Source organism: Shewanella sp. ENK2 (assembly GCF_043568515.1).
GTDB classification, from domain to species: Bacteria; Pseudomonadota; Gammaproteobacteria; order Enterobacterales; family Shewanellaceae; genus Shewanella; species Shewanella japonica.
Genome location: NZ_CP171406.1, coordinates 687,450 through 708,630, shown reverse-complemented (window position 1 = coordinate 708,630; position 21,181 = coordinate 687,450). Strand labels below are relative to the sequence as shown.

Sequence of the window (21,181 nt, the reverse complement as noted above, 5' to 3'; positions counted from 1 at the left end):
TAATTATAGCGATAACCTTCCTCAACAAGAGAGGTGCTTCAAGCAGTTAAGCAATTTTGAGCGGCTTTGTCATCCTGCTGTCATCAAATGCAAGTATTTACAATGGCTGTTATCGGCTTCATTTTCGGTAAATTTAATTATTTTTTAGCGGTATATTGCGATGCGCTTTAACTATTGTAAAAAATTGCAGTATACTTGTGCGCGTAATTTAAAGGTCAATAATTAAGGAATGGGTCACGTGAATCCAATTGTAAAGAGTTTTGAGTATGGTCAACATACCGTCACCTTAGAAACAGGTGTTATTGCACGTCAAGCAGATGCTGCAGTTTTAGCGAGCATGGGCGATACAACAGTTTTAGTAACTGTTGTTGGTAAAAAAGTAGCGGATCCAAGCCGTGACTTCTTCCCATTAACAGTTAACTACCAAGAAAAAACCTACGCAGCAGGTAAAATCCCTGGTGGTTTCTTCAAGCGTGAAGGTCGTCCTTCTGAAGATGAAACACTGATTGCTCGTTTAATCGACCGTCCAATTCGTCCTTTATTTCCGAACGGTTTTAAAAACGAAGTTCAAGTAATCATTACGGTAGTTTCAGTTGATCCACAAATTGAACCAGATATGGTTGCAATGATTGGTACTTCAGCTGCGCTTTCTATTTCAGGTATCCCATTTAATGGCCCAATCGGCGCAGCACGCGTTGGTTACATTGATGGCGAATATCTATTAAACCCAACAGTTGATCAAGTTGCTGAAAGTGACCTTGACTTAGTTGTTGCTGGTACTGAATCAGCTGTATTGATGGTTGAATCAGAAGCAAAATCATTAGCTGAAGAAATCATGCTAGGAGCTGTGACTTACGGTCACGACCAGCAGCAAGTTGTTGTTCAAGCTATTGCAGAATTCAAAGCTGAAGCGGGTAAACCTACTTGGGATTGGACTGCTCCAGTACAAGATCAAGATTTAGTAGCTCAAATTAAAGAGTTAGCTGAAGAAGGCATGACTGCGGCTTACCAAATCGAAGTTAAGCAAGACCGTTATGCTCAAGTTGGCGTAGTTAAAGCGGCTGCTAAAGAAGCATTGATTGCTCAAAATCCTGATGTTGATACTCGTGAAGTTGACAACTTATTAGGTAGTCTTGAAAAAGACGTAGTTCGTGGTCGTATTATTAGTGGCAAGCCACGTATCGACGGTCGTGAACCAGATATGATTCGCGCATTAAACGTATTAGCGGGTGTACTTCCACGTACACACGGTAGTTCTTTATTTACTCGTGGTGAAACTCAAGCATTAGTAACTTGTACTTTAGGTACTGAACGTGATGCTCAAAAAATTGACAGCATCATGGGCGAGCGTACTAATCGCTTTATGCTTCATTACAACTTCCCTCCTTACTCTGTTGGTGAAACAGGTATGGTTGGTTCGCCTAAGCGTCGTGAAATTGGTCACGGTAAATTAGCTTGGCGTGGTATCAATGCTGTTATGCCTTCTGCTGAAGAATTCCCATACAGTGTTCGTGTTGTATCTGAAATCACTGAATCAAACGGTTCAAGCTCTATGGCTTCTGTTTGTGGTACTTCATTAGCGTTAATGGATGCGGGTGTACCTATCAAGACTTCTGTTGCTGGTATCGCAATGGGTCTAGTAAAAGAAGGCGACGACTTTGTGGTTCTTTCTGATATCTTAGGTGATGAAGATCACTTAGGTGACATGGACTTTAAAGTAGCGGGTACTCGTGACGGTATTACTGCTCTGCAGATGGATATCAAGATTGAAGGTATCACTAAAGAGATCATGGACATCGCACTGCAACAAGCATACGGCGCACGTGTTCATATTCTTAACGTTATGGACCAAGCAATTGGTGGCGCACGAGAAGATATCTCTGATCACGCTCCACGTATCACGACTATCAAGATTAATCCTGAGAAGATCCGTGACGTTATCGGTAAAGGTGGTGCGACTATCCGTGCACTTACTGAAGAAACGGGTACAACAATTGAACTTGATGACAACGGTACTGTGAAGATTGCATCTTCAAACGGTGAAGCAACGAAAGAAGCTATTCGTCGTATCGAAGAAATCACTGCTGAAGTTGAAGTGGGTCGCATCTATAAAGGTAAGGTTATCCGTATCGTTGATTTCGGTGCATTCGTTAATATCCTACCTGGTAAAGATGGCTTAGTTCACATCTCACAAATCAGTGAAGAACGTGTTGCTAACGTTTCTGACCATCTTGAAATGAATCAAGAAGTTGACGTTAAAGTGATGGAAGTTGACCGTCAAGGTCGTGTAAGACTTTCTATCAAAGAAGCGAACGCTAAAGAAGAAGCAGCTGCAGAATAATATCTGACACCAAGCTTTAATTAAAAGGAGATCTTCGGGTCTCCTTTTTTGTGCCTATAATTTGTCGACAAACGCTTAATGTAGACGTTATGGATATTGAATGAATACGTTGAGCAAGTCTTGTAAATTATCAATTTCAACCGTAGCTTATTAACTCTAAAGCTGGCTATATCATCAGTTATGCTGGTAAATGAAATTTTATTGGTATCTGCATAGCCCTTATGGAGATTGGTTGATATGATGCAAAGTAATTATAGAACCTGATAAGGTATTTAAATGGAACAGAAATTACGTACCACAGTTGTCGCATTATGTGTGGGTGCCAGTTTGTTATTGTCAGGTTGTGCCTCTTTATCTGGTAGTGCCGATAGTGCAGCGAATGGCAAAATCATGGTTGCGCCAAATGTCCCAGACTACAAACTTGAAGTAACCTTAGCCAAATTAAATGAAATTCTTGGCACGATGGAACTAACGCCTGAACAACGAGCGCGTTTTCATTATGATCGTGGCGTAATATATGACAGCGTTGGTTTACGTTTACTTGCAAGAATAGATTTTCATCAAGCCATTAAACTACAGCCTAATTTAGCCGATGCTTATAACTTCTTAGGGATTTATTACACCCAAGAGGGGAGTTTGAAAGTGCTTATGAGTCATTTGATGGCGTACTTGAGTTATCACCTGAATATGATTACGCCTATTTGAACCGTGGTATTGCTTTGTATTACGGCGAGCGTTATGAATTAGCCGCTCAAGACATGAAAGACTTTTTACGAAAGGATCCTTCTGATGGCTACCGTGCTTTGTGGTTATATCTAGTCGACTCACCAAGAGATACAGAGTCTGCACAGCTAGCATTAGCGGAAAATCGTCAGTCATTGAATGATCAGGCTTGGTCGTCAGTGTTAGTTGACTACTACTTAGGTAAAATGACTAAAGAGCAGGTTTTTGAGGCTGCTAAGGTCAATTTAAACCAGCCTAAAGAATATTCTGAGCGCTTATGTGAAGCTTATTTTTACATTGCCAAAAAAGCAGTAGAGCAACAAGATTACCAACTTGCTATTGATTACTATCGATTGAGCTTGGCAACTAATATTTATGATTTTGTAGAGCATCGCTATGCAAGAATCGAACTTGCTCAAGCGCAGCAGCAATTAATTGAACAAGAATCGGCTCAAACAAACTAATTGAGTGAATATTTAAAAGGCCGATAATGTTATTATCGGCCTTTTTCTTTTTACCCCTCAGGGCTAAGATTTATTAGCTCAGATTTTCTAGTTCAAATTCTGCATCAAAGCTAGTCTAGTTCAAACTTCACTGACATCGTCAATCAGCTTTTAGTTTTGACTCACCAATACTCAAGACTTTACCTAGCCAACTATCCTCGGAAACGCTATAATTTGCGCCATTTTATTTATGCTAGGGCAAAGTAACTCATGTCAGCTCACACAGTCGAGGTCGATAAACGTCGTACCTTCGCGATTATTTCGCATCCCGATGCCGGTAAAACGACTATCACCGAGAAAGTTCTTTTATTCGGACAAGCTATCCAAACTGCAGGTACTGTAAAAGGTCGTGGATCAAAGCAGCACGCAAAGTCTGATTGGATGGAAATGGAAAAAGATCGTGGTATTTCTATCACGACGTCTGTGATGCAGTTTCCTTATAGTGATTGCTTAGTAAATCTACTTGATACACCTGGTCACGAAGACTTCTCGGAAGATACCTATCGTACCTTAACAGCAGTTGATTCATGTTTAATGGTCATTGACTCAGCTAAAGGTGTTGAAGATAGAACACGTAAACTGATGGAAGTTACTCGACTTCGTGACACACCGATTGTCACTTTCATGAACAAATGTGACCGTGATATTCGCGATCCTATGGAAGTGATGGACGAAGTAGAAAATGAGCTGAAAATTGCCTGTGCTCCAATTACTTGGCCAATTGGTTGTGGTAAATCCTTCAAAGGTGTTTACCATATTCTGCGTGATGAAACTGTGCTTTATCAATCTGGTCAAGGTCATACGATTCAAGAAGTCCGTATCGTTAAAGGGCTTGAAAATCCAGATTTAGATGAAGCCGTTGGTAGTGAGCTGGCTGAGCAATTACGTGAAGAGTTAGAGCTGGTTATTGGTGCTTCACATGAGTTTGAACTTGAGCCTTTTTTGAAAGGTGAACTTTCACCGGTCTTTTTGGTACAGCATTAGGTAACTTTGGTGTTGATCATGTACTTGATGGTCTAACAGAGTGGGCTCCTAAGCCACAACCTCGTGCAACGGAAATGGGTGATATCCATGCTGAAAATGAAAAGTTCAGCGGCTTTGTATTTAAAATTCAAGCTAACATGGACCCTAAACATCGTGACCGTGTTGCGTTTATGCGTATTGTTTCTGGTAAATATCAGAAAGGCATGAAAATGCACCATGTTCGTGCCGGCAAAGATGTGCGCATTTCTGATGCGTTAACCTTTGTTGCGGGTGACCGTGAGCAAGTAGAAGAAGCATACCCTGGTGATATTATCGGGTTACATAACCACGGTACTATTCAAATTGGTGATACCTTCTCACAAGGTGAGAAGCTTAAGTTTACGGGTATTCCTAACTTCGCTCCTGAAATGTTCCGCCGTATTCGCTTAAAAGATCCGTTGAAGCAAAAGCAATTGCTTAAAGGTTTAGTGCAGCTAGCTGAAGAAGGCGCTGTGCAGGTATTTAGACCGCTTGATACCAATGACCTTATTGTTGGCGCTGTTGGTGTGCTGCAGTTTGAAGTGGTTGTAGGCCGTCTTAAGAGCGAGTACAACGTAGAAGCGATTTATGAAGGCATTAGTGTGTCGACAGCCCGTTGGGTTTATTGTAAAGACGAGCGTAAGCTAGAAGAGTTCCGTCGTAAGTGCAGTGCAAACTTGGCACTAGATGGTGGCGATAACTTAACGTATATCGCACCTACCATGGTAAATCTGAATTTATCAATGGAACGCTACGCAGATGTTGAGTTTGCCAAAACACGAGAAAATTAATCCATAAACTCTAAAGAGTCGGTATTGATGAATATTAAAGGCGGATTTTCCGCCTTTTTTTATGCTCAAATAGGCCAAATAAATCGGTTTGTATAAACGGAATAATCAGTATATTTTGGAGCAAGATATACTTATCAGCATCGACTATTTCATTATTTGTGTGCGATAAGCTTTTAGCATTCAGTATCCTTTAAGCCATTTTTGATAGGTTAAACTTAGCATCGACGATTAATATTTACCTGATGTATAAATGATTTTAGTCAAAGGGAGAGATATACATGATTGATTCTCATGCACATTTAGATCTTGCTGACTTTGATCATGACAGGGCTGAATTATTTAATGCTATGGCATTAAAAGGAATTAACTCGGCTTTAATCCCTGCGATTAGTGAACAGCATTGGGAAAATCAATTAGCGATAGCACAGCAATATCATTGCTATTTTGCTTTGGGTATTCACCCTTGGTATGTTCCCGAAGACATTAACGCATCACTCGTATCACTGGAGAATATGCTCGCCAAACATGCGGTAAAGGACAGACTTGTAGCCGTTGGTGAGTGCGGATTAGATAAGCTAAAACCAGACTTTGATAGACAGCAACAGCTGTTATCTGGACAATTAAAAATTGCAATTAACATGGAGTACCCAGTGATTCTTCATGGAGTGAAATGTCACCAAGAGTTATTGTCATTATTAAACCGATTCCCTAATCCCAAAGGGGGCGTTATTCATGGTTTTTACGGTGCGCCAGAGTTGGCAAGTCGATATATTGAACTAGGTTATAAATTGGGTATTGGTGGCTTATTACTCAACCCAAAAGCCAAAAAGTTAAGAAAAACGATCACTGAATTGGATATTAAACATTTCATAATTGAAACAGACTCGCCTAGCATGACCCCCTATAATGCAACCGAAAAACGAAATACTCCGCTTATTTTGCCAAATGTGGCCTCTGAGATCGCAAATTTACAGAAAAAAACAACTGTTTTTATATTAGAACGATTGAATAAAAACTTCTCCCAACTGTTTGAGCTGTCGTAATTTTTTTTAAACATGGTTATTAATAAATATTAATGTTTCATAAGATCCTGAAATTAAACTCTAAAAGTATGATCTAATCCACGATTTTCATCTGCTCCTCAGTTATAATCATTAACGGAAAATAGGTGAGTTAACAACAATTATACAAATCGTTAACATGAATAAGGGTGATGATTAATGGATATACTAATGAGTCTAGTTGGGGTGGTTACCATACTAGCAATCGGTTATGCACTATCAAACAACAGAAAAGCTATTAATGTTCGTACTGTTGGTGGCGCTTTAGCAATTCAAGCATTCTTTGCTGGTTTTGTTTTATACGTTCCAGTTGGTAAAGACATTTTAAAAGGTGTTTCTGACGCAGTATCTAGCGTAATTGGTTACGCTCAAAATGGTATTAACTTCTTATTTGGCGACTTAGCCCAATTTAAAGTTGGTTTCATCTTCGCGGTAAACGTACTTCCGGTTATCGTATTCTTCTCTTCTTTAATTGCAGTTCTTTACTACTTGGGCATCATGCAGTGGATCATCCGTATTATCGGTGGTGGTTTACAAAAAGCATTAGGCACTAGCCGTACAGAGTCTATGTCTGCAACGGCTAACATCTTCGTTGGTCAAACTGAAGCTCCTTTAGTTGTACGTCCTTTCATCGCGACAATGACTAACTCTGAATTATTCGCAATCATGGTTGGTGGTTTAGCATCAATCGCGGGTTCAGTATTAGCTGGTTACGCGCAAATGGGTGTACCGATTGAGTACTTAGTTGCTGCATCATTCATGGCTGCTCCAGGTGGTCTTATGATGGCTAAGTTAATGCATCCTGAAACTGAAGAAGCTAAAAACGAAATGTCAGATCTTCCAGAAGATCCTGACAAGCCAGCAAACGTATTAGACGCGGCTGCTGCAGGTGCTTCATCTGGTATGCATTTAGCACTTAACGTTGGTGCAATGTTGATTGCTTTCGTTGGTTTGATTGCAATGATCAACGGTATCATCGGTGGTGTAACAGGTTGGTTCGGTCTTGAAGGTATTACTTTAGAGCTAATCTTAGGTTACATCTTCATGCCATTAGCATTCTTAATCGGTGTACCTTGGAACGAAGCATTAGTTGCTGGTTCTTTCATCGGTCAAAAGATTGTTGTTAACGAATTCGTAGCATACCTTAACTTTGCTCCTTACTTACTTGATGCATCAGCTGAAGGTTACCAAGTCGTAGCAGAAACAGGCATGATGATGACTGACAGAACCAAAGCGATTATCTCATTCGCATTATGTGGTTTTGCTAACTTATCTTCTATTGCAATTCTATTAGGTGGTTTAGGTGCAATGGCTCCTAGCCGTCGCCATGACTTAGCTAGACTAGGTATCCGTGCTGTTATTGCCGGTTCTTTAGCTAACTTAATGAGTGCGACTCTAGCTGGTTTATTCTTAGCGATTTAATTGTCTAAGACAACCTTGAGTTGAGTAAATGAAGGCTGTTGTTACCTCGGTAATAGCAGCTTTTTTTAGGTTTTTTTACCTAAGTTAATCGAAGTTTAATCTCGCTAGCTCGTTGGCTGGCATATGACTTGCTTTGTTAAATCACCAGTTTTTTATATTACTTTACTCAAAAAATGCAGTTTATTAGTCATAAATGTTCTGAGTTGTTAGTGGAAAGTAGAGATATTGTTCACATTTTGGGATTAAGTATTCGTATTTTTACCAAATATTATTGAGCTTTTATCCAATCTATGTACAATGCAAACGTTTATAAAAATCGCCACCCACGAAGGTGGTAAAATAAATATATCAATGGGGTTGATAATGAAAAACGTTAAAACTTTAGCTTTAGCAGCTACACTAGCTACTATGTCTGCTTCAGCTGTTGCAGCTGATCGTACAAATTTGCGTGAAGGCGATTATAGCTGGATGCAGTTTAATGCTATGTATGCAGTAAATGAGCTTCCACGTGACGGTTCTACTGACAATGGCCATGACTACTTAGAAATGGAATTTGGTGGCCGTGCTGGTATCGTTGACTTATATGGTTATGTTGATGTATTCAACATTACTAACCGTGACTACGGTGATAAAAACAACGGTGCAAGCAAAATGTTCATGAAGTTTGCTCCTCGTTTCTCTTTAGATGCTATTACCGGTAAAGATTTATCATTCGGTCCTGTGCAAGAAGTTTACATCTCAACGTTATTTAACTGGGGTGGCGGAGCTATCCGTGGTACTGACGAATTCGGTAATGAGACAAATGATGTAAATAATGTATCAGTAGGTCTTGGTGCTGACGTTATGGTTCCATGGTTAGGTAAAACTGGCATGAACTTATACGGATACTATGACTTGAACATTAAAGAGTGGAATGGTTACCAATTCTCTGCTAACTGGTTCAAGCCTGTTTTAAACTTTGACAACGGTACTTTCGTATCTTTCCAAGGTTATGTTGATTACCAATTTGGTGCTGATGAAAAATACGGTAATGATTTCGTACCACAAACTACTAGTGGTGGTGCTGCTTACTTCGGTCTACACTGGCATTCAGATAACTACGCATTAGGTTATGGCCTTAAAGCATACCAAGATGTTTACTTATTGGAAGATGGCGGTGGAAGTGTTGGTCTAGAAACTACAGGTTTCGCGCACTACTTTACAGCTACTTACAAGTTCTAATCTAATTTGTAAGCTTTGGAGCCACATTATGTGGCTCCATATTTATTGCAAAATATGTTAGTATTTACTTAAGTACATACAAAAATTTGTTAGAATGTATTTAGATAAATATTAAAGTCCAAACAATTTAAAATAGTGAACTAATATACTAGTGGTTCGGTATCAAATGTTTGGATTGATTTGCGCGCTAAAAGGGAATTTTCGCGGAATGGATGAAACAATTATTCTTTGTTTCACCTCTTCCGGTCTTCAAGGATTCAAGTCGTGGTACTCGTTATCAGATTGAATACTTAGTTCAGTATCTTATCAATTAATTTACTGGCAATGCTCGAAGGCCCGGCCTCTACATCAATCAACTGCCAGCTTTATGCATTGCCAAAACAAGATTTTTATTAGGTTTTTGTTTCGGAGAGCAAACATGAGTGATTTAAAAAAAGCAGCACAACTTGGTATCTCATTAATGGATTTAACCACATTAAATGACGATGATACTGATCAAAAAGTCATTGATTTATGCCACAAAGCGAATACTGCTGCTGGCCATACTGCTGCCATTTGTATTTATCCGCGTTTTATTCCAATTGCTCGTAAAACATTGAATGAGTTAGATTGCGAAGATATCAAAATCGCTACCGTAACTAACTTCCCGCACGGTAATGATGATATTGCTATTGCAGTATTAGAAACTCGTGCTGCTGTTGCTTATGGCGCAGACGAAGTTGATGTGGTTTTCCCATACCGTTCATTAATGGCTGGTAACGAGTCTTTAGGTTTTGAGCTCGTTAAAGCATGTAAAGAAGCGTGTGGTGATGAAGCGATCTTAAAAGTGATTATCGAATCAGGCGAGCTTAAAGATCCTGCGTTAATCCGTAAAGCTTCTGAGTTATCGATTGATGCAGGTGCTGACTTTATTAAGACGTCAACGGGTAAAGTTCCTGTTAATGCGACATTGGAAGCCGCAGAAATCATGCTGACAGTTATCAGTGAGAAAAACCGTAATGTTGGCTTTAAGCCTGCCGGTGGTGTGCGCGATGCTGCACAAACAGCTGAGTTCTTAGGCGTGGCAGAGCGTATTTTAGGTGCAGAGTGGATTTCTCCAGCTAGCTTCCGTTTTGGTGCATCGAGCTTATTAACTAGCTTACTTCATACTCTAGACCTTGCTGATGCTCCTCAAGGTAAACAAGGATACTAAGCAGGTCGATTTGCTTAGTTAGACGTCTTAACGGTTTTAATTGATAGCACCAAGTAACATTGCATTATTTATTTGGTGCCATCTTGTTAAGGTGAAACTCTTGATTTTAAGTATGAATAAAAGGGTTTCATTGGAGGAAATGTTATGTTTCTCGCTCAAGAAATTATTCGTAAAAAACGTAATGGTGAAGCACTTAGTTCTGCCGAAATTCAATTCTTTGTAGACGGTATCACCCAAAATACTGTTTCTGAAGGACAAATTGCTGCATTCGGCATGGCAGTTTATTTTCAAGATATGGACATGGATGAACGTATTGCACTGACCACAGGCATGCGTGACTCTGGCACAGTACTTAATTGGGATTCGTTATCGCTAAACGGACCGATTATTGATAAGCACAGTACTGGCGGAGTCGGTGATGTTATCAGTCTGATGCTTGGCCCTATGGCTGCGGCTTGCGGCGGTTATGTGCCAATGATTTCCGGTCGTGGTTTAGGCCATACTGGTGGTACTCTCGATAAGTTTGACGCAATTCCTGGTTATCAAACCGAACCTTCAAGTGAACTCTTCCGTAAAGTAGTTAAAGAGGCTGGTGTCGCCATCATTGGCCAAACTGGTGATTTAGTCCCAGCTGATAAGCGTTTTTATTCTATTCGAGACAATACAGCGACAGTCGAGTCTATTTCTTTGATTACAGCTTCTATTCTTTCAAAGAAACTCGCAGCGGGCCTTGATGCACTAGCGATGGATGTCAAAGTCGGTAGTGGTGCGTTTATGCCAACTTACGAAGCATCTGAAGAGTTAGCTCGAAGTATTACTGCTGTTGCTAATGGCGCGGGGACTAAAACCACTGCATTACTCACTGACATGAACCAAGTACTAGCCTCATGTGCAGGTAATGCTGTCGAAGTTCGTGAAGCGATTAATTTCCTCACTGGTAAATATCGTAACCCGCGTCTATATGAAGTGACTATGGGCTTATGTGCGGAAATGCTAGTGTTAGGTGGCATTGCCCAAAATGATGCTGAAGCTCGTACTAAGCTTAATGCTGTACTTGATAATGGGAAAGCCGCTGAGATTTTTGGCCGTATGGTGTCAGGCCTTGGTGGTCCGGCTGACTTCATTGAGTCATTCGATAAATATTTACCTCATGCATCGATTATCCGTCCTGTTTATGCCAGCCAACAAGGCTTTGCGCACAGCATGGATACTCGAGAGCTCGGCTTAGCTGTTGTTACTTTAGGTGGCGGACGCAGAAAGCCTGGTGATAAATTAGATTACAGTGTCGGATTAACCGATGTCTGTGCTTTAGGTGATGAGATTACTCAAGATAAACCTATTGCTATTATACATGCTCAATCAGAAGCGGCATTTGAAGAAGCTTCTGCAGCGGTGCAACAAGCGATACATATTAAAGATTCGGCGCCAGAAAAAACGCCTGAAATTTATCGCTATATCCGCGCATCGGATTTATAAGGAGCTCAAATATGAAACGTACATTTATTATGATGCTGGATTCATTTGGTGTTGGTGCTGCAACTGATGCTGATAAATTTGGCGATGTCGGTTCAGACACCTTTGGCCATATTGCAAAAGCATGTGCAGAAGGTAAAGCAGATATTGGCCGTCAAGGTCCACTTAAATTACCTAACTTAGCAAAGTTGGGCTTAGGTCATGCAGGTTTCGAAAGTACAGGTAAATTTGCTGATGGCTTCGGTGATAACGTTGAGCTCATCGGCGCTTATGGCCATGCAGACGAACTTAGTTCAGGTAAAGATACACCGAGCGGTCATTGGGAAATGGCAGGTGTACCGGTTCTTTATGAGTGGGGTTATTTTTCAGATTTAGAAAACTCATTCCCACAAGAATTGACTGATAAAATCCTGGCTCGTGCCGGTTTAACTGAGTTTTTAGGTAATTGTCATGCATCAGGTACTACTATTCTTGAACAGCTTGGTGAAGAGCATATGCGCTCTGGTAAGCCTATTTTCTATACTTCAGCTGACTCGGTATTTCAAATTGCCTGTCATGAAGAAACGTTCGGTTTAGAGAACCTATACCGTTTATGTGAAATTACTCGTGAAGAGCTTGAGCCTTATAATATTGGCCGAGTGATCGCCCGTCCATTTGTTGGTACTGGTCCTGATGATTTTGCACGTACAGGTAATCGTCGCGACTACGCTGTTGAGCCACCTTCAAAAACCGTGCTAGATAAATTAGCTGCTGCAGGTGGTGAAGTGGTTAGCGTTGGTAAGATTGCAGACATTTACGCTCATTGCGGTATTACTCAAAAAGTGAAAGCGACAGGCCTTGAGGCGCTATTTGATGCGACACTTGAGCAAGTTAAACAGGCGGGTGATAACACCATAGTGTTTACCAACTTCGTTGATTTTGATTCTCACTATGGTCATCGCCGTGATATCGCGGGTTATGCCAAAGCGTTAGAGTATTTTGACCAACGTTTACCTGAATTATTAGCACTGTTAAATCCAGAAGATTTAATCGTGTTCACAGCCGATCATGGTTGTGACCCAAGCTGGCAGGGAACAGATCATACTCGTGAACGTGTGCCTGTATTGGCAATGGGGGCAGGTTTAGCTGCAGGCTCACTCGGTCGTCGTAACAGTTTTGCTGATATTGGTCAGTCAATTGCTAGTTACTTTGAACTTGAGCCGATGGAATATGGTAAATCTTTCATTTAACAATAAAAGATTATTATCTTCTAACGCTATTTTGTTAATAAATATAGTAGAATCGCACTGAGTAATTAAGGGGATGACTTAATTACTCATATTAAAGATTTAATATAAAAATATAGGGGTTTTTCATGGCTACACCACATATTAATGCTGTTGAAGGTGCTTTTGGCGAAACAGTTTTATTTCCAGGCGATCCATTACGTGCAAAATACATTGCTGAAACGTTCTTAGAAAATGTTGAGCAAGTGACTGACGTTCGTAACATGTTCGGTTTTACTGGTACTTATAAAGGGACTCGTATCTCTGTTATGGGTTCAGGTATGGGTATTCCTTCATGTTCAATTTATGCTCACGAGCTAATCAAAGAATACGGTGTTAAAAACCTTATTCGTGTTGGTACTTGTGGTGCAATCAGCACAGACGTTAAAGTTCGTGACGTGATTATTGGTATGGGTGCATGTACTGATTCACAAGCTAACCGTCTTCGTTTTAAAGGGCAAGACTTCGCTGCTATCGCGGACTACGGCTTAATGAATGCTGTTATTGAGTCAGCTAAAACACACGGTACTAAAATCCGTGTTGGTAACGTTTTCTCTGCAGATTTATTCTACACTCCAGATCCTTCAATGTTCGATACAATGGAAAAAATGGGTGTATTAGGTGTCGAAATGGAAGCTGCCGGTCTTTACGGTGTTGCACACGAATTAGGCGCTAAAGCTTTATGTGTTGTGACTGTTTCTGACCACATCAGAACCGGTGAAAAAACATCATCAGATGAGCGTCAAACTACGTTCAACGATATGATTGTGATGACATTAGATGCTGCTATCACACTTTAATTTATTTTAAAGTTTGATAAAAAGGGATAACAGTGATGTTATCCCTTTTTTGTTGTTTAAAAGAGCTAAGATAAGGCCAAATAGCTTACTTTGGCTCGGCTTTATCTTTCTGGTCTTCTCTTGATTTAGCGGCGCTAGATGAGTTAGACGCTTTCGGTGATTTAGAGGCTTTCGCTTTGGCACCTTTGTTTTTCGTATCAGTAGTCGTTTGGTTACCTTGATTCAAATCAGTTAGCTCTTGATATTCAATATCAGCCAATTCAGTATCACTGAGCTCTGCATGCTCACCTGAGGGGATGTGGTCTTTCAGATCTTCTCTGCTACCCATAACATCATCCATGTCATCATCTATACCATCGACAGAGTCACTTTGATTAAGCTGTAATAAATGACTGTTCTTTCTTCCTTGTTTAGCTCGGGTTTTACGTCGGTCAAAGTCAGCTCGTTTAAATGACAGGGCGCGAGAGAGAAGCAAGCCTATAATTCCAGCCACAATTAACATGGTTTGTTGTAGCTTCATATTTTCTTGATACAATGTTTTGATTTCGTCGAAGAATATTCGCAAGTTTACCCGTACTTCAATGTAGCCTAGGTTGTTGTCCCCTTGGAGTACATTTTCAATCATTGGCGGATAAGGCGAGAGTAACTCTTTAAGTTCTTCATCATCGGCATCAAGTGCTTCTTCGCTGACCGATTGAGCGAAAGCAAGCCTAACGCCTTGAGCATCATAAATGTGGACGGACATGACTTTAGGGTCATCGATGAGGGCGTTTGCAAGCCACTGTAGCTGTTCATCATTTTGTAAAAACATCGCTGGCGCCGCACCATTTGCCGCTTGTTGGGCTAATAGTCTTGCCATAATCTGCGTTTGCGAATTGAGCAATTGTTGCCCGTTGTTGAGGCTAGATTTCCATAAATGAGTTAGCCCAATTAACAAGATTATCGCAATCACGATTTGAATTAATCTGCTGATTTTTTGACTTTTCTTAAGACCTTTAACAAAAATCACTTTAATCCTTGGTGTTTTTTCTATTTAATTAATACTAATCGAAATATTTAATTGTAGATAGTCGCAATCATTGAGGAAATGCAGTCGATGGAAAGTCAGAAAAACTCTAATGCTCTAACCTGGTTATTTTCAGGGGAAGATGGCTCTTTTTCTCATGGTGATTTTAGCTTAACTCGCTACTTTGAAGACGAATTTCTCAATAATATCCAAGTTAAACAGCCACATCGGTTTCGGGTTATTTTTGATGAGGTAGATTTTGATGCTGTGTCTTCGTGGTTGAATCATCTTAATCAGGATTGTTCGGTGGCTGTGTTAATGCGCCATAATGAGCTGAAAGGGTTTGAGATCGCTTCATCCTCTCGGTTAGCGCAATTAATTGAATGCTTTCCTATTGACAGTAATGCCGAGCTATTTGAAGTCACACAAGCATTGCCGAGTATATTTAAACCGGGCTTATTGGTGATGGATATGGACTCGACTGCGATTCAAATTGAGTGTATTGATGAATTGGCCGCGATGGCTGGAGTTGGTGAAGCTGTTTCTGAAGTAACAGAAAGAGCAATGCAAGGTGAACTTGATTTTGAAGAAAGTCTTCGTCTTCGAGTAAGCAAGCTTGCAGGGGCGAGTGACAGTATTATTAATCAGCTTTGTCAGGATTTACCACTAATGCCTGGACTTGAATCTATTGTGGCTGAATTAAAGCCTAATGACTGGAAGCTAGTGCTAGCATCAGGTGGATTTACGCCGTTTGTTGGCCATTTAAAAGACTTACTGGGGTTAGATGCTGCCTATGCTAATCAGTTAGTCATCGAAGATGGAAAGCTAATAGGTGAGGTGACTGGTGAGGTTGTCGATGCGCAATATAAAGCCGATGTGATAGATAAAAGCGCTGCTAAATGGCAAATAGCTGCAGGTCAACGAGTGGCTATTGGTGATGGAGCCAATGATATTCCAATGGTTAAGGCGGCAGATTATGGTATTGCGTTCCATGCTAAACCTAAATTATTAGCAGCATCAAATGCGAGTATACAGCGATTAGATTTGCGCTGTTTAGTATTCCACCTTCAAGGTTAACTCGCCACTAGGATAGCCTGCTTAGCTGGAGGTTAACCAGGTGAGGTAGTTAATTTTAAAACCGCATTACTGTTAAGCAGTAATGCGGTTTTTGTTGGCTTATAGAAAGCACTGAACCGTCGCTTATTTTATTGATTAGATTTTTTACTCTAATTAACTTGAAGTTAACATTTATGCTGTTTAACCTAGGTATATTCCTTTCTGCTGATAAAACTTACCAATACCAATGAAGCAAGAATCTCACTTTCTGCCATATCGTGATGGCAAGTTACACCTTCGACATATCAAGCCCCCTATGCCAATTGCTTCACGAGAACCTATACTGATGCTTCACGGCGCGATGTCGAACGGACGGGTTTTTTATAGTCCATCAGGGCGAGGTCTTGCCTGTTATTTGGCAGAGCAGGGCTATGATGTTTATGTGCTTGATACTGCAGGAAGAGGCTTGAGTGAGCCTAGAATTAATGCTGCATATTCTCTGGGACAAACAGAGGTGATTTTGGAGCAAATCCCTTTAGCTCACCAATTTATCCTATCCCAAACTGGCGCGGATAAAGTGCATTGGTGCGCTCATTCATGGGGAGGCGTATTAATGGCGAGCTGTTATATACGGTTTGAGTCATTACGCCCTGAGGTTGCCTCATTTGTGACTTTTGGTACCAAGCGAACCATTAAGGTTAAATCATTAAGAAAAACGATGATGGTGGATGTATTTTGGAACAGACTTGCTCCATTAATGACGCAATATCAAGGTTACTTAGCGGCAGATAAATACCGCATAGGGATGGATAATGAAAGCAGGAAATCATTATTACAGACTATTGACTGGGTAGGTGGTGATTGGATTGACGCTGAAGATCACTTCGATTATTCCGAAGCGGTTAAAGGTATCAGCTGGCCGAAAAGCTGGTTTATCGCTGCTCAAAAAGATTACGTACTAGGAAACCCTAGAGACGTAAAAGACATGATGCTTGAGTGTGGTTTAGAAAACGCTGATTATACACTCTTGTCAAAACGAAAAGGTTTTAAGCGTGACTATACTCATGGAGGAATGCTGACTGATAAAGTGGCTGTTTTGGATCACTTTCCATTAGTGAGTGATTGGTATAATCGATTTTAAAAACATAAAAAATACCTATAAAATAATAACGTTATTATGCTTGTGATAGGCGGGTTTTGACGGCTAATCTTCTAGTAAATGCAGCTCAGGAAACCTGACTTCGACTTCTGCTGTAATATCTAACAGTTCACCACTACCAATAATTCGCCACAAACGTTCCTCTAAGGCTTTAGCTCTATGGCTGGCATGGATAGTAATGTATTCCATTTCACGGCGAATATAGCTCATATCGGGTTTTTCTGTTGCGCCCAAATAAATCCTTAATGCCATAAACTTGCCTACAGCTTGTGCATGACTAATAAATTTTATTTGTGCACTGCGATGGCTAAAATCACTGACTAACTGTGATTGAATGTTAATTGCTCCTCGACCTTGCCTTGATATCTGCAGAAAAACCTCAAAGTACTGCATGCCGTCTATGGGCTTCATTGATCTGACAGGATCAATAATGAGCTGTTTAAACTCGGTTTCATTAAACAATGGCGTGAGGTTGAAGCTGAGTGGTGTAGTTGAGCCCGCTGCAAATAAATGACTAATATCGTCGGTTTTGGTGCCAATTCCAATGCAGGCTAATTGAGCTGACTTTTTCGTTTTTTCAACAAAGTAAGGCACACTGACTAATTGTCGAAGCAATAAATTTTTCATCCCATCAGCCAGTTCTTTTAGCTCGCCCTCATCTTCTGAAAGCTGCTCAAATTTATCTCGGTTATGGTTGATTAGTTTATTGAGAAACTCTACTCCTTGGTGCGGTTCATGACCGATTAATGCAGATAAATGTAAAGTTTGCTGTTTCTTATTACCTTGAGTGCGAGCACGAATAAGTCGATATGGCAGTTGGCTTAATTGCATTTTTCCTGCGATTTCCTGCAACTTAGGAAAACTCAATATGACATCCGTAGCACTGCTAAACTGAGTATCATCTTCTAAGGTAAACTGGATACCACGTGATGAGATATCATGGGAAATACCTTGAGACTTCTTACCATTATGCTCAATTTCTATAATGGTTTTAAAGGCAAAGCGTGCTTCTCGTCTACGCTCGCTGAAAGGCATTGATAATCTTTTTATCGTATTTTTAGTCAGTTTCTTTTGATTAAAGATTTTAAGTTGATTGACGTTATCGCCTTCATTAAACCAAGCTCGATAGTTTGGTCTAATATCTTCATTTGTTAAGTCTATAAGCTGTAATGTATAGGCAAAACGAGCCAGTTGTTGCTCTGTTAACGCAGAGTATTGCTGCTCATCACCAGGCAATGTCGAGGTTTTATAATTAAGCTTATGATCTACCTTTTGTTGGCATACTTTAAAAATTCGCCAGCTGGATTTAGAGGCCCCAAAACCGAAAAACAGCTGCATAGCCTGATGCTTTTTTAGTTCATGTAAGGTGGCTGAAAAATACTGAGTAATGCCTTTATTACTATGGGTAAAACAAAAGAATAGACTGTGATCTGCTTTATCAGGCGACTTGATTAAGTTAACCAATCGATTATTGGTGAGGAAGTTAGGTAATTGGTTAACTTCGTTTTCGTCAATAAAATACTGCAATATAGGCTGGTTGCCACGACTAAGTAACTGATGACTAATAAATGGCTTCCCATTTTCAACAGATAGATACAGTGGCATGTGTGACAGCATAGGTAAATAGTGACGCTCAAACCCTAAACCGGTGGCATTGACGATGACATCATTGACATCAACTTTGTAGCGAAACTTGTAACCGCGAATGAGCTGACTGAGTAGTTTGTCTAATTCTTTGCTATCTCCAAGACGCTTAAGGCGCATGATGGCGCTGTCATCTTTATTTTGTATATCAACAATTTGGTAATCTACACCATTTTGTAAATCTTCAAAAAAGAACTCTTCATTAAGCTCAAGTAGTTTTACTCTGAGTGGTTTATCTTGGTCAAAGCGATGTTTGGCGGGTAAACGAACTCTAGCGCCACCCACGGATAAATCTAAACTGGCACCTAAGACTTCGCCGCCGCCATCTTGTGATGCAGAAATACGAATGGAATAATTCATTCTCTCTTCGCTGCGACTGAAGTAGCTCCCTAATACAACACCAGGGACGACGAGTTCAGATAACTCTTCAGTGGGTTCTTGTTCTGTTTTGCGAAGACTTTCTTTGCGAAGTTTATGTTGGCTCAGGACATGCTCGTATACGCCAACAGTATATTTATTACGGTATAGTCCAAGTGCTTGAACAAGGGAAAGTTTAGCGGGCTCATCAAGAAAATGACGCTGTTTAGCAACGGTCACTACTTCACATTGAAGTTCAGATTTATCTCGTAAATCAATAATTCGGGTGCAACTGGCTGAAAGGCGGTTGAGCTCCATTTTAACTAAAAAGCGAGTAGAGTTAGACTCATCGATGGTGAGTTTTTCAAAGACCTCTTTGAAGTCGGGCTCCATTAATAGCGGCTTGAGTTGTTCTATTAGCTGACTATGGTCTTCTATGCTCATTAGCTCTTTTCAGTTTAGATACGAGATATAGGTGATAAATATAAGCCTGACTGTTAATCTTATCGGCCTAAAGTAAGCTTACTTTATATAAATTTAAATTATGTGCCTGTTAAAGCAAGCAAGATAATCATTAAAATATATTATAAATGAATTGATAATTCATTCATTATCAAATTGGTTTAACTCTAAACGAAATGACATTGAAGCATGGCAAAAAATAAAACAGCGTTTGTATGTAATGAATGTGGGCAAGATTTTCCACGATGGCAAGGGCAATGTAGTGCATGTCAGGAGTGGAATACGATTTCTGAAGTGCGTATTGCTGCAGCTAAATCTTCAGCAAACTCAGTGGCGGGTTACGCAGGCTCTGTTGGTGGAGGTTCAAAAAAGCTCGGTGAAGTTGAAGAGTTTGAAGCCGAGAAAAAATTAACGGGTATTGGTGAATTAGATCGAGTGTTATGTGGGGGGCTCACGACCGGCTCAGTCAATATTATTTCAGGCGATCCAGGCGCGGGTAAGACCACATTATTGTCTGATCTGATTGCAAGAATGTCTCAAAGCATGCCATCACTCTATTGTACTGCTGAAGAGTCGTTATCCCAATTTAAGAACCGAGTTAATCGGTTGAAGCTTAATTATAACGAAGATAACTTGTATTTAATGGCTGAAACTAGTGTCGAAGCGATTATTGCAGAACTTGAAGCAAAAAAAGTTAAATTTGCTGTGATTGATTCGATACAAGCTGTTGTGTCAGAAGCGGCGAATGGCAGTCCTGGTTCGCCTTCACAGGTTAAAAGCAGTGCCCAAGCCCTAACACAGTATTGTAAGCAGAATAATGTGACCATGTTTTTAGTGGCTCACGTCAATAAAAATAATGAAACAGCTGGGCCGCAAACACTGATTCACATTGTAGATTGTTTGACTCATATTGAATGTAATGATGGTCAAATCAGAACCCTACGTGCGAATAAAAACCGATTCGGTGATGTTGATACCGTGGGTATTTTCAAAATGACCGAACGTGGCATGATAAGTGTTGATAATCCGAGTGAAATCTTCTTATCTGGATCAACAACCAATTCCCCCGGGGCTGCCATTACCTGTATTCGAAAGGGGAATCGCAACCTTTTACTTGAAATTCAATGCCTAACAACTGAAACAGAAGGCGAATTTCCACAGCGAGTCTGTGTCGGTTTAAATATGAACCGGATTAAAATGCTCACTGGCGTATTACGTAAACACACCAAAACCAAAATTTATCACGATACTTATTTTAATTTAGTCGGTGGGTTAAAAATTGATGAGTCAGAAACCTGTATTGATTTAGCGCTGGTGACAGCACTCTTAAGTAGCTTGAATGATTTTGTGGTACCAAGAACCACCTGCATTATGGGCGAACTCAGTTTAAATGGTGATGTTAGGCCAATCGACAGCGGTGTACCGCGTGTTAAAGAGGCGGTACAACATGGCTTTACAGAGGTGTTTATTCCGCATCGTAATTATCATAAATCGATGGAAGGTTTAGGCGCTAAAATTCATCCGATTAAAACCATTCATGAATTACTTGAGTTAATTAATTAGTTGGTTTTATCGCTTACGCTATTGTCAGCATGAGTTGACAATAGCGTTGAGCGGTTTAATCGAAAAAAACTAGAAAGTTTAAAATTAACAAAGGTATAATCTTTCATTATTTGTAACGTTAAGCCTCATTCACCCAATCT

The 21,181-nt window shown here is 40.2% G+C and carries 13 protein-coding genes and 2 pseudogenes; 13 read left to right on the top strand and 2 right to left on the bottom strand.

The window, feature by feature from the left end; all coding sequences use genetic code 11:
• Positions 1–238: 238 nt before the first annotated feature.
• The 10 genes and pseudogenes from pnp to deoD all read left to right on the top strand — a co-directional run bounded on the left by pnp (position 239) and on the right by deoD (position 13,794).
• Positions 239–2,341 (top strand): polyribonucleotide nucleotidyltransferase, encoded by a 2,103-nt coding sequence (gene pnp, locus ACGEDC_RS03240; protein ID WP_055023717.1) that lies wholly within the window; start codon positions 239–241, stop codon positions 2,339–2,341.
• A 276-nt stretch (positions 2,342–2,617) separates the two neighbouring features.
• A pseudogene (gene nlpI / locus ACGEDC_RS03235) lies at positions 2,618–3,528 on the top strand (lipoprotein NlpI).
• A 249-nt stretch (positions 3,529–3,777) separates the two neighbouring features.
• Positions 3,778–5,360, top strand: a pseudogene (gene prfC, locus ACGEDC_RS03230) (peptide chain release factor 3).
• A 278-nt stretch (positions 5,361–5,638) separates the two neighbouring features.
• The gene (locus ACGEDC_RS03225) at positions 5,639–6,403 is read left to right on the top strand and encodes a TatD family hydrolase (RefSeq protein WP_372037567.1); all 765 of its coding nucleotides are present in this window, start codon (positions 5,639–5,641) and stop codon (positions 6,401–6,403) included.
• A gap of 177 nt (positions 6,404–6,580) precedes the next feature.
• Entirely contained in the window at positions 6,581–7,843 is a 1,263-nt protein-coding gene (locus ACGEDC_RS03220) for a NupC/NupG family nucleoside CNT transporter (RefSeq protein ID WP_065108653.1), read from the top strand.
• Between the two features lie 363 nt (positions 7,844–8,206).
• Positions 8,207–9,064 carry an outer membrane protein OmpK gene (locus ACGEDC_RS03215; RefSeq protein WP_394496398.1) on the top strand — a complete coding sequence of 286 codons (858 nt, stop codon included), beginning with the start codon at positions 8,207–8,209 and terminating at the stop codon, positions 9,062–9,064.
• Between the two features lie 418 nt (positions 9,065–9,482).
• Entirely contained in the window at positions 9,483–10,256 is a 774-nt protein-coding gene (gene deoC / locus ACGEDC_RS03210; RefSeq protein ID WP_055023723.1) for a deoxyribose-phosphate aldolase, read from the top strand.
• A gap of 144 nt (positions 10,257–10,400) precedes the next feature.
• Positions 10,401–11,732: a thymidine phosphorylase gene (deoA, locus tag ACGEDC_RS03205; RefSeq protein WP_394496395.1), complete on the top strand. Its 1,332-nt coding sequence runs from the start codon at positions 10,401–10,403 to the stop codon at positions 11,730–11,732.
• Between the two features lie 11 nt (positions 11,733–11,743).
• On the top strand, positions 11,744–12,958 hold the full coding sequence (locus ACGEDC_RS03200) for a phosphopentomutase (RefSeq protein ID WP_065108651.1): 1,215 nt from the start codon (positions 11,744–11,746) through the stop codon (positions 12,956–12,958).
• A 125-nt stretch (positions 12,959–13,083) separates the two neighbouring features.
• Complete coding sequence (deoD, locus tag ACGEDC_RS03195) at positions 13,084–13,794, top strand: purine-nucleoside phosphorylase (RefSeq protein WP_055023726.1); 711 nt, start codon at positions 13,084–13,086, stop codon at positions 13,792–13,794.
• Between the two features lie 85 nt (positions 13,795–13,879).
• Here deoD and ACGEDC_RS03190 read toward each other — a convergent pair whose 3' ends face one another.
• Positions 13,880–14,803: an AhpA/YtjB family protein gene (locus ACGEDC_RS03190; protein WP_394496392.1), complete on the bottom strand. Its 924-nt coding sequence runs from the start codon at positions 14,801–14,803 to the stop codon at positions 13,880–13,882.
• An 87-nt stretch (positions 14,804–14,890) separates the two neighbouring features.
• Between ACGEDC_RS03190 and serB the strand changes: the two genes are divergently transcribed.
• A complete protein-coding gene (gene serB, locus ACGEDC_RS03185) occupies positions 14,891–15,877 on the top strand; it encodes a phosphoserine phosphatase SerB (protein WP_394496390.1) in 987 nt (328 codons plus the stop codon).
• A gap of 226 nt (positions 15,878–16,103) precedes the next feature.
• Positions 16,104–16,997 (top strand): alpha/beta fold hydrolase, encoded by an 894-nt coding sequence (locus tag ACGEDC_RS03180; RefSeq protein ID WP_394496388.1) that lies wholly within the window; start codon positions 16,104–16,106, stop codon positions 16,995–16,997.
• A 63-nt stretch (positions 16,998–17,060) separates the two neighbouring features.
• On the opposite strand, the gene ACGEDC_RS03175 is transcribed toward ACGEDC_RS03180, so the two are convergent.
• Positions 17,061–19,460, bottom strand: a complete 2,400-nt coding sequence (locus ACGEDC_RS03175; RefSeq protein ID WP_394496386.1) for a PilZ domain-containing protein — start codon at positions 19,458–19,460, stop codon at positions 17,061–17,063.
• A 207-nt stretch (positions 19,461–19,667) separates the two neighbouring features.
• Between ACGEDC_RS03175 and radA the strand changes: the two genes are divergently transcribed.
• On the top strand, positions 19,668–21,041 hold the full coding sequence (radA, locus tag ACGEDC_RS03170; protein ID WP_394496384.1) for a DNA repair protein RadA: 1,374 nt from the start codon (positions 19,668–19,670) through the stop codon (positions 21,039–21,041).
• Positions 21,042–21,181 lie beyond the last annotated feature (140 nt).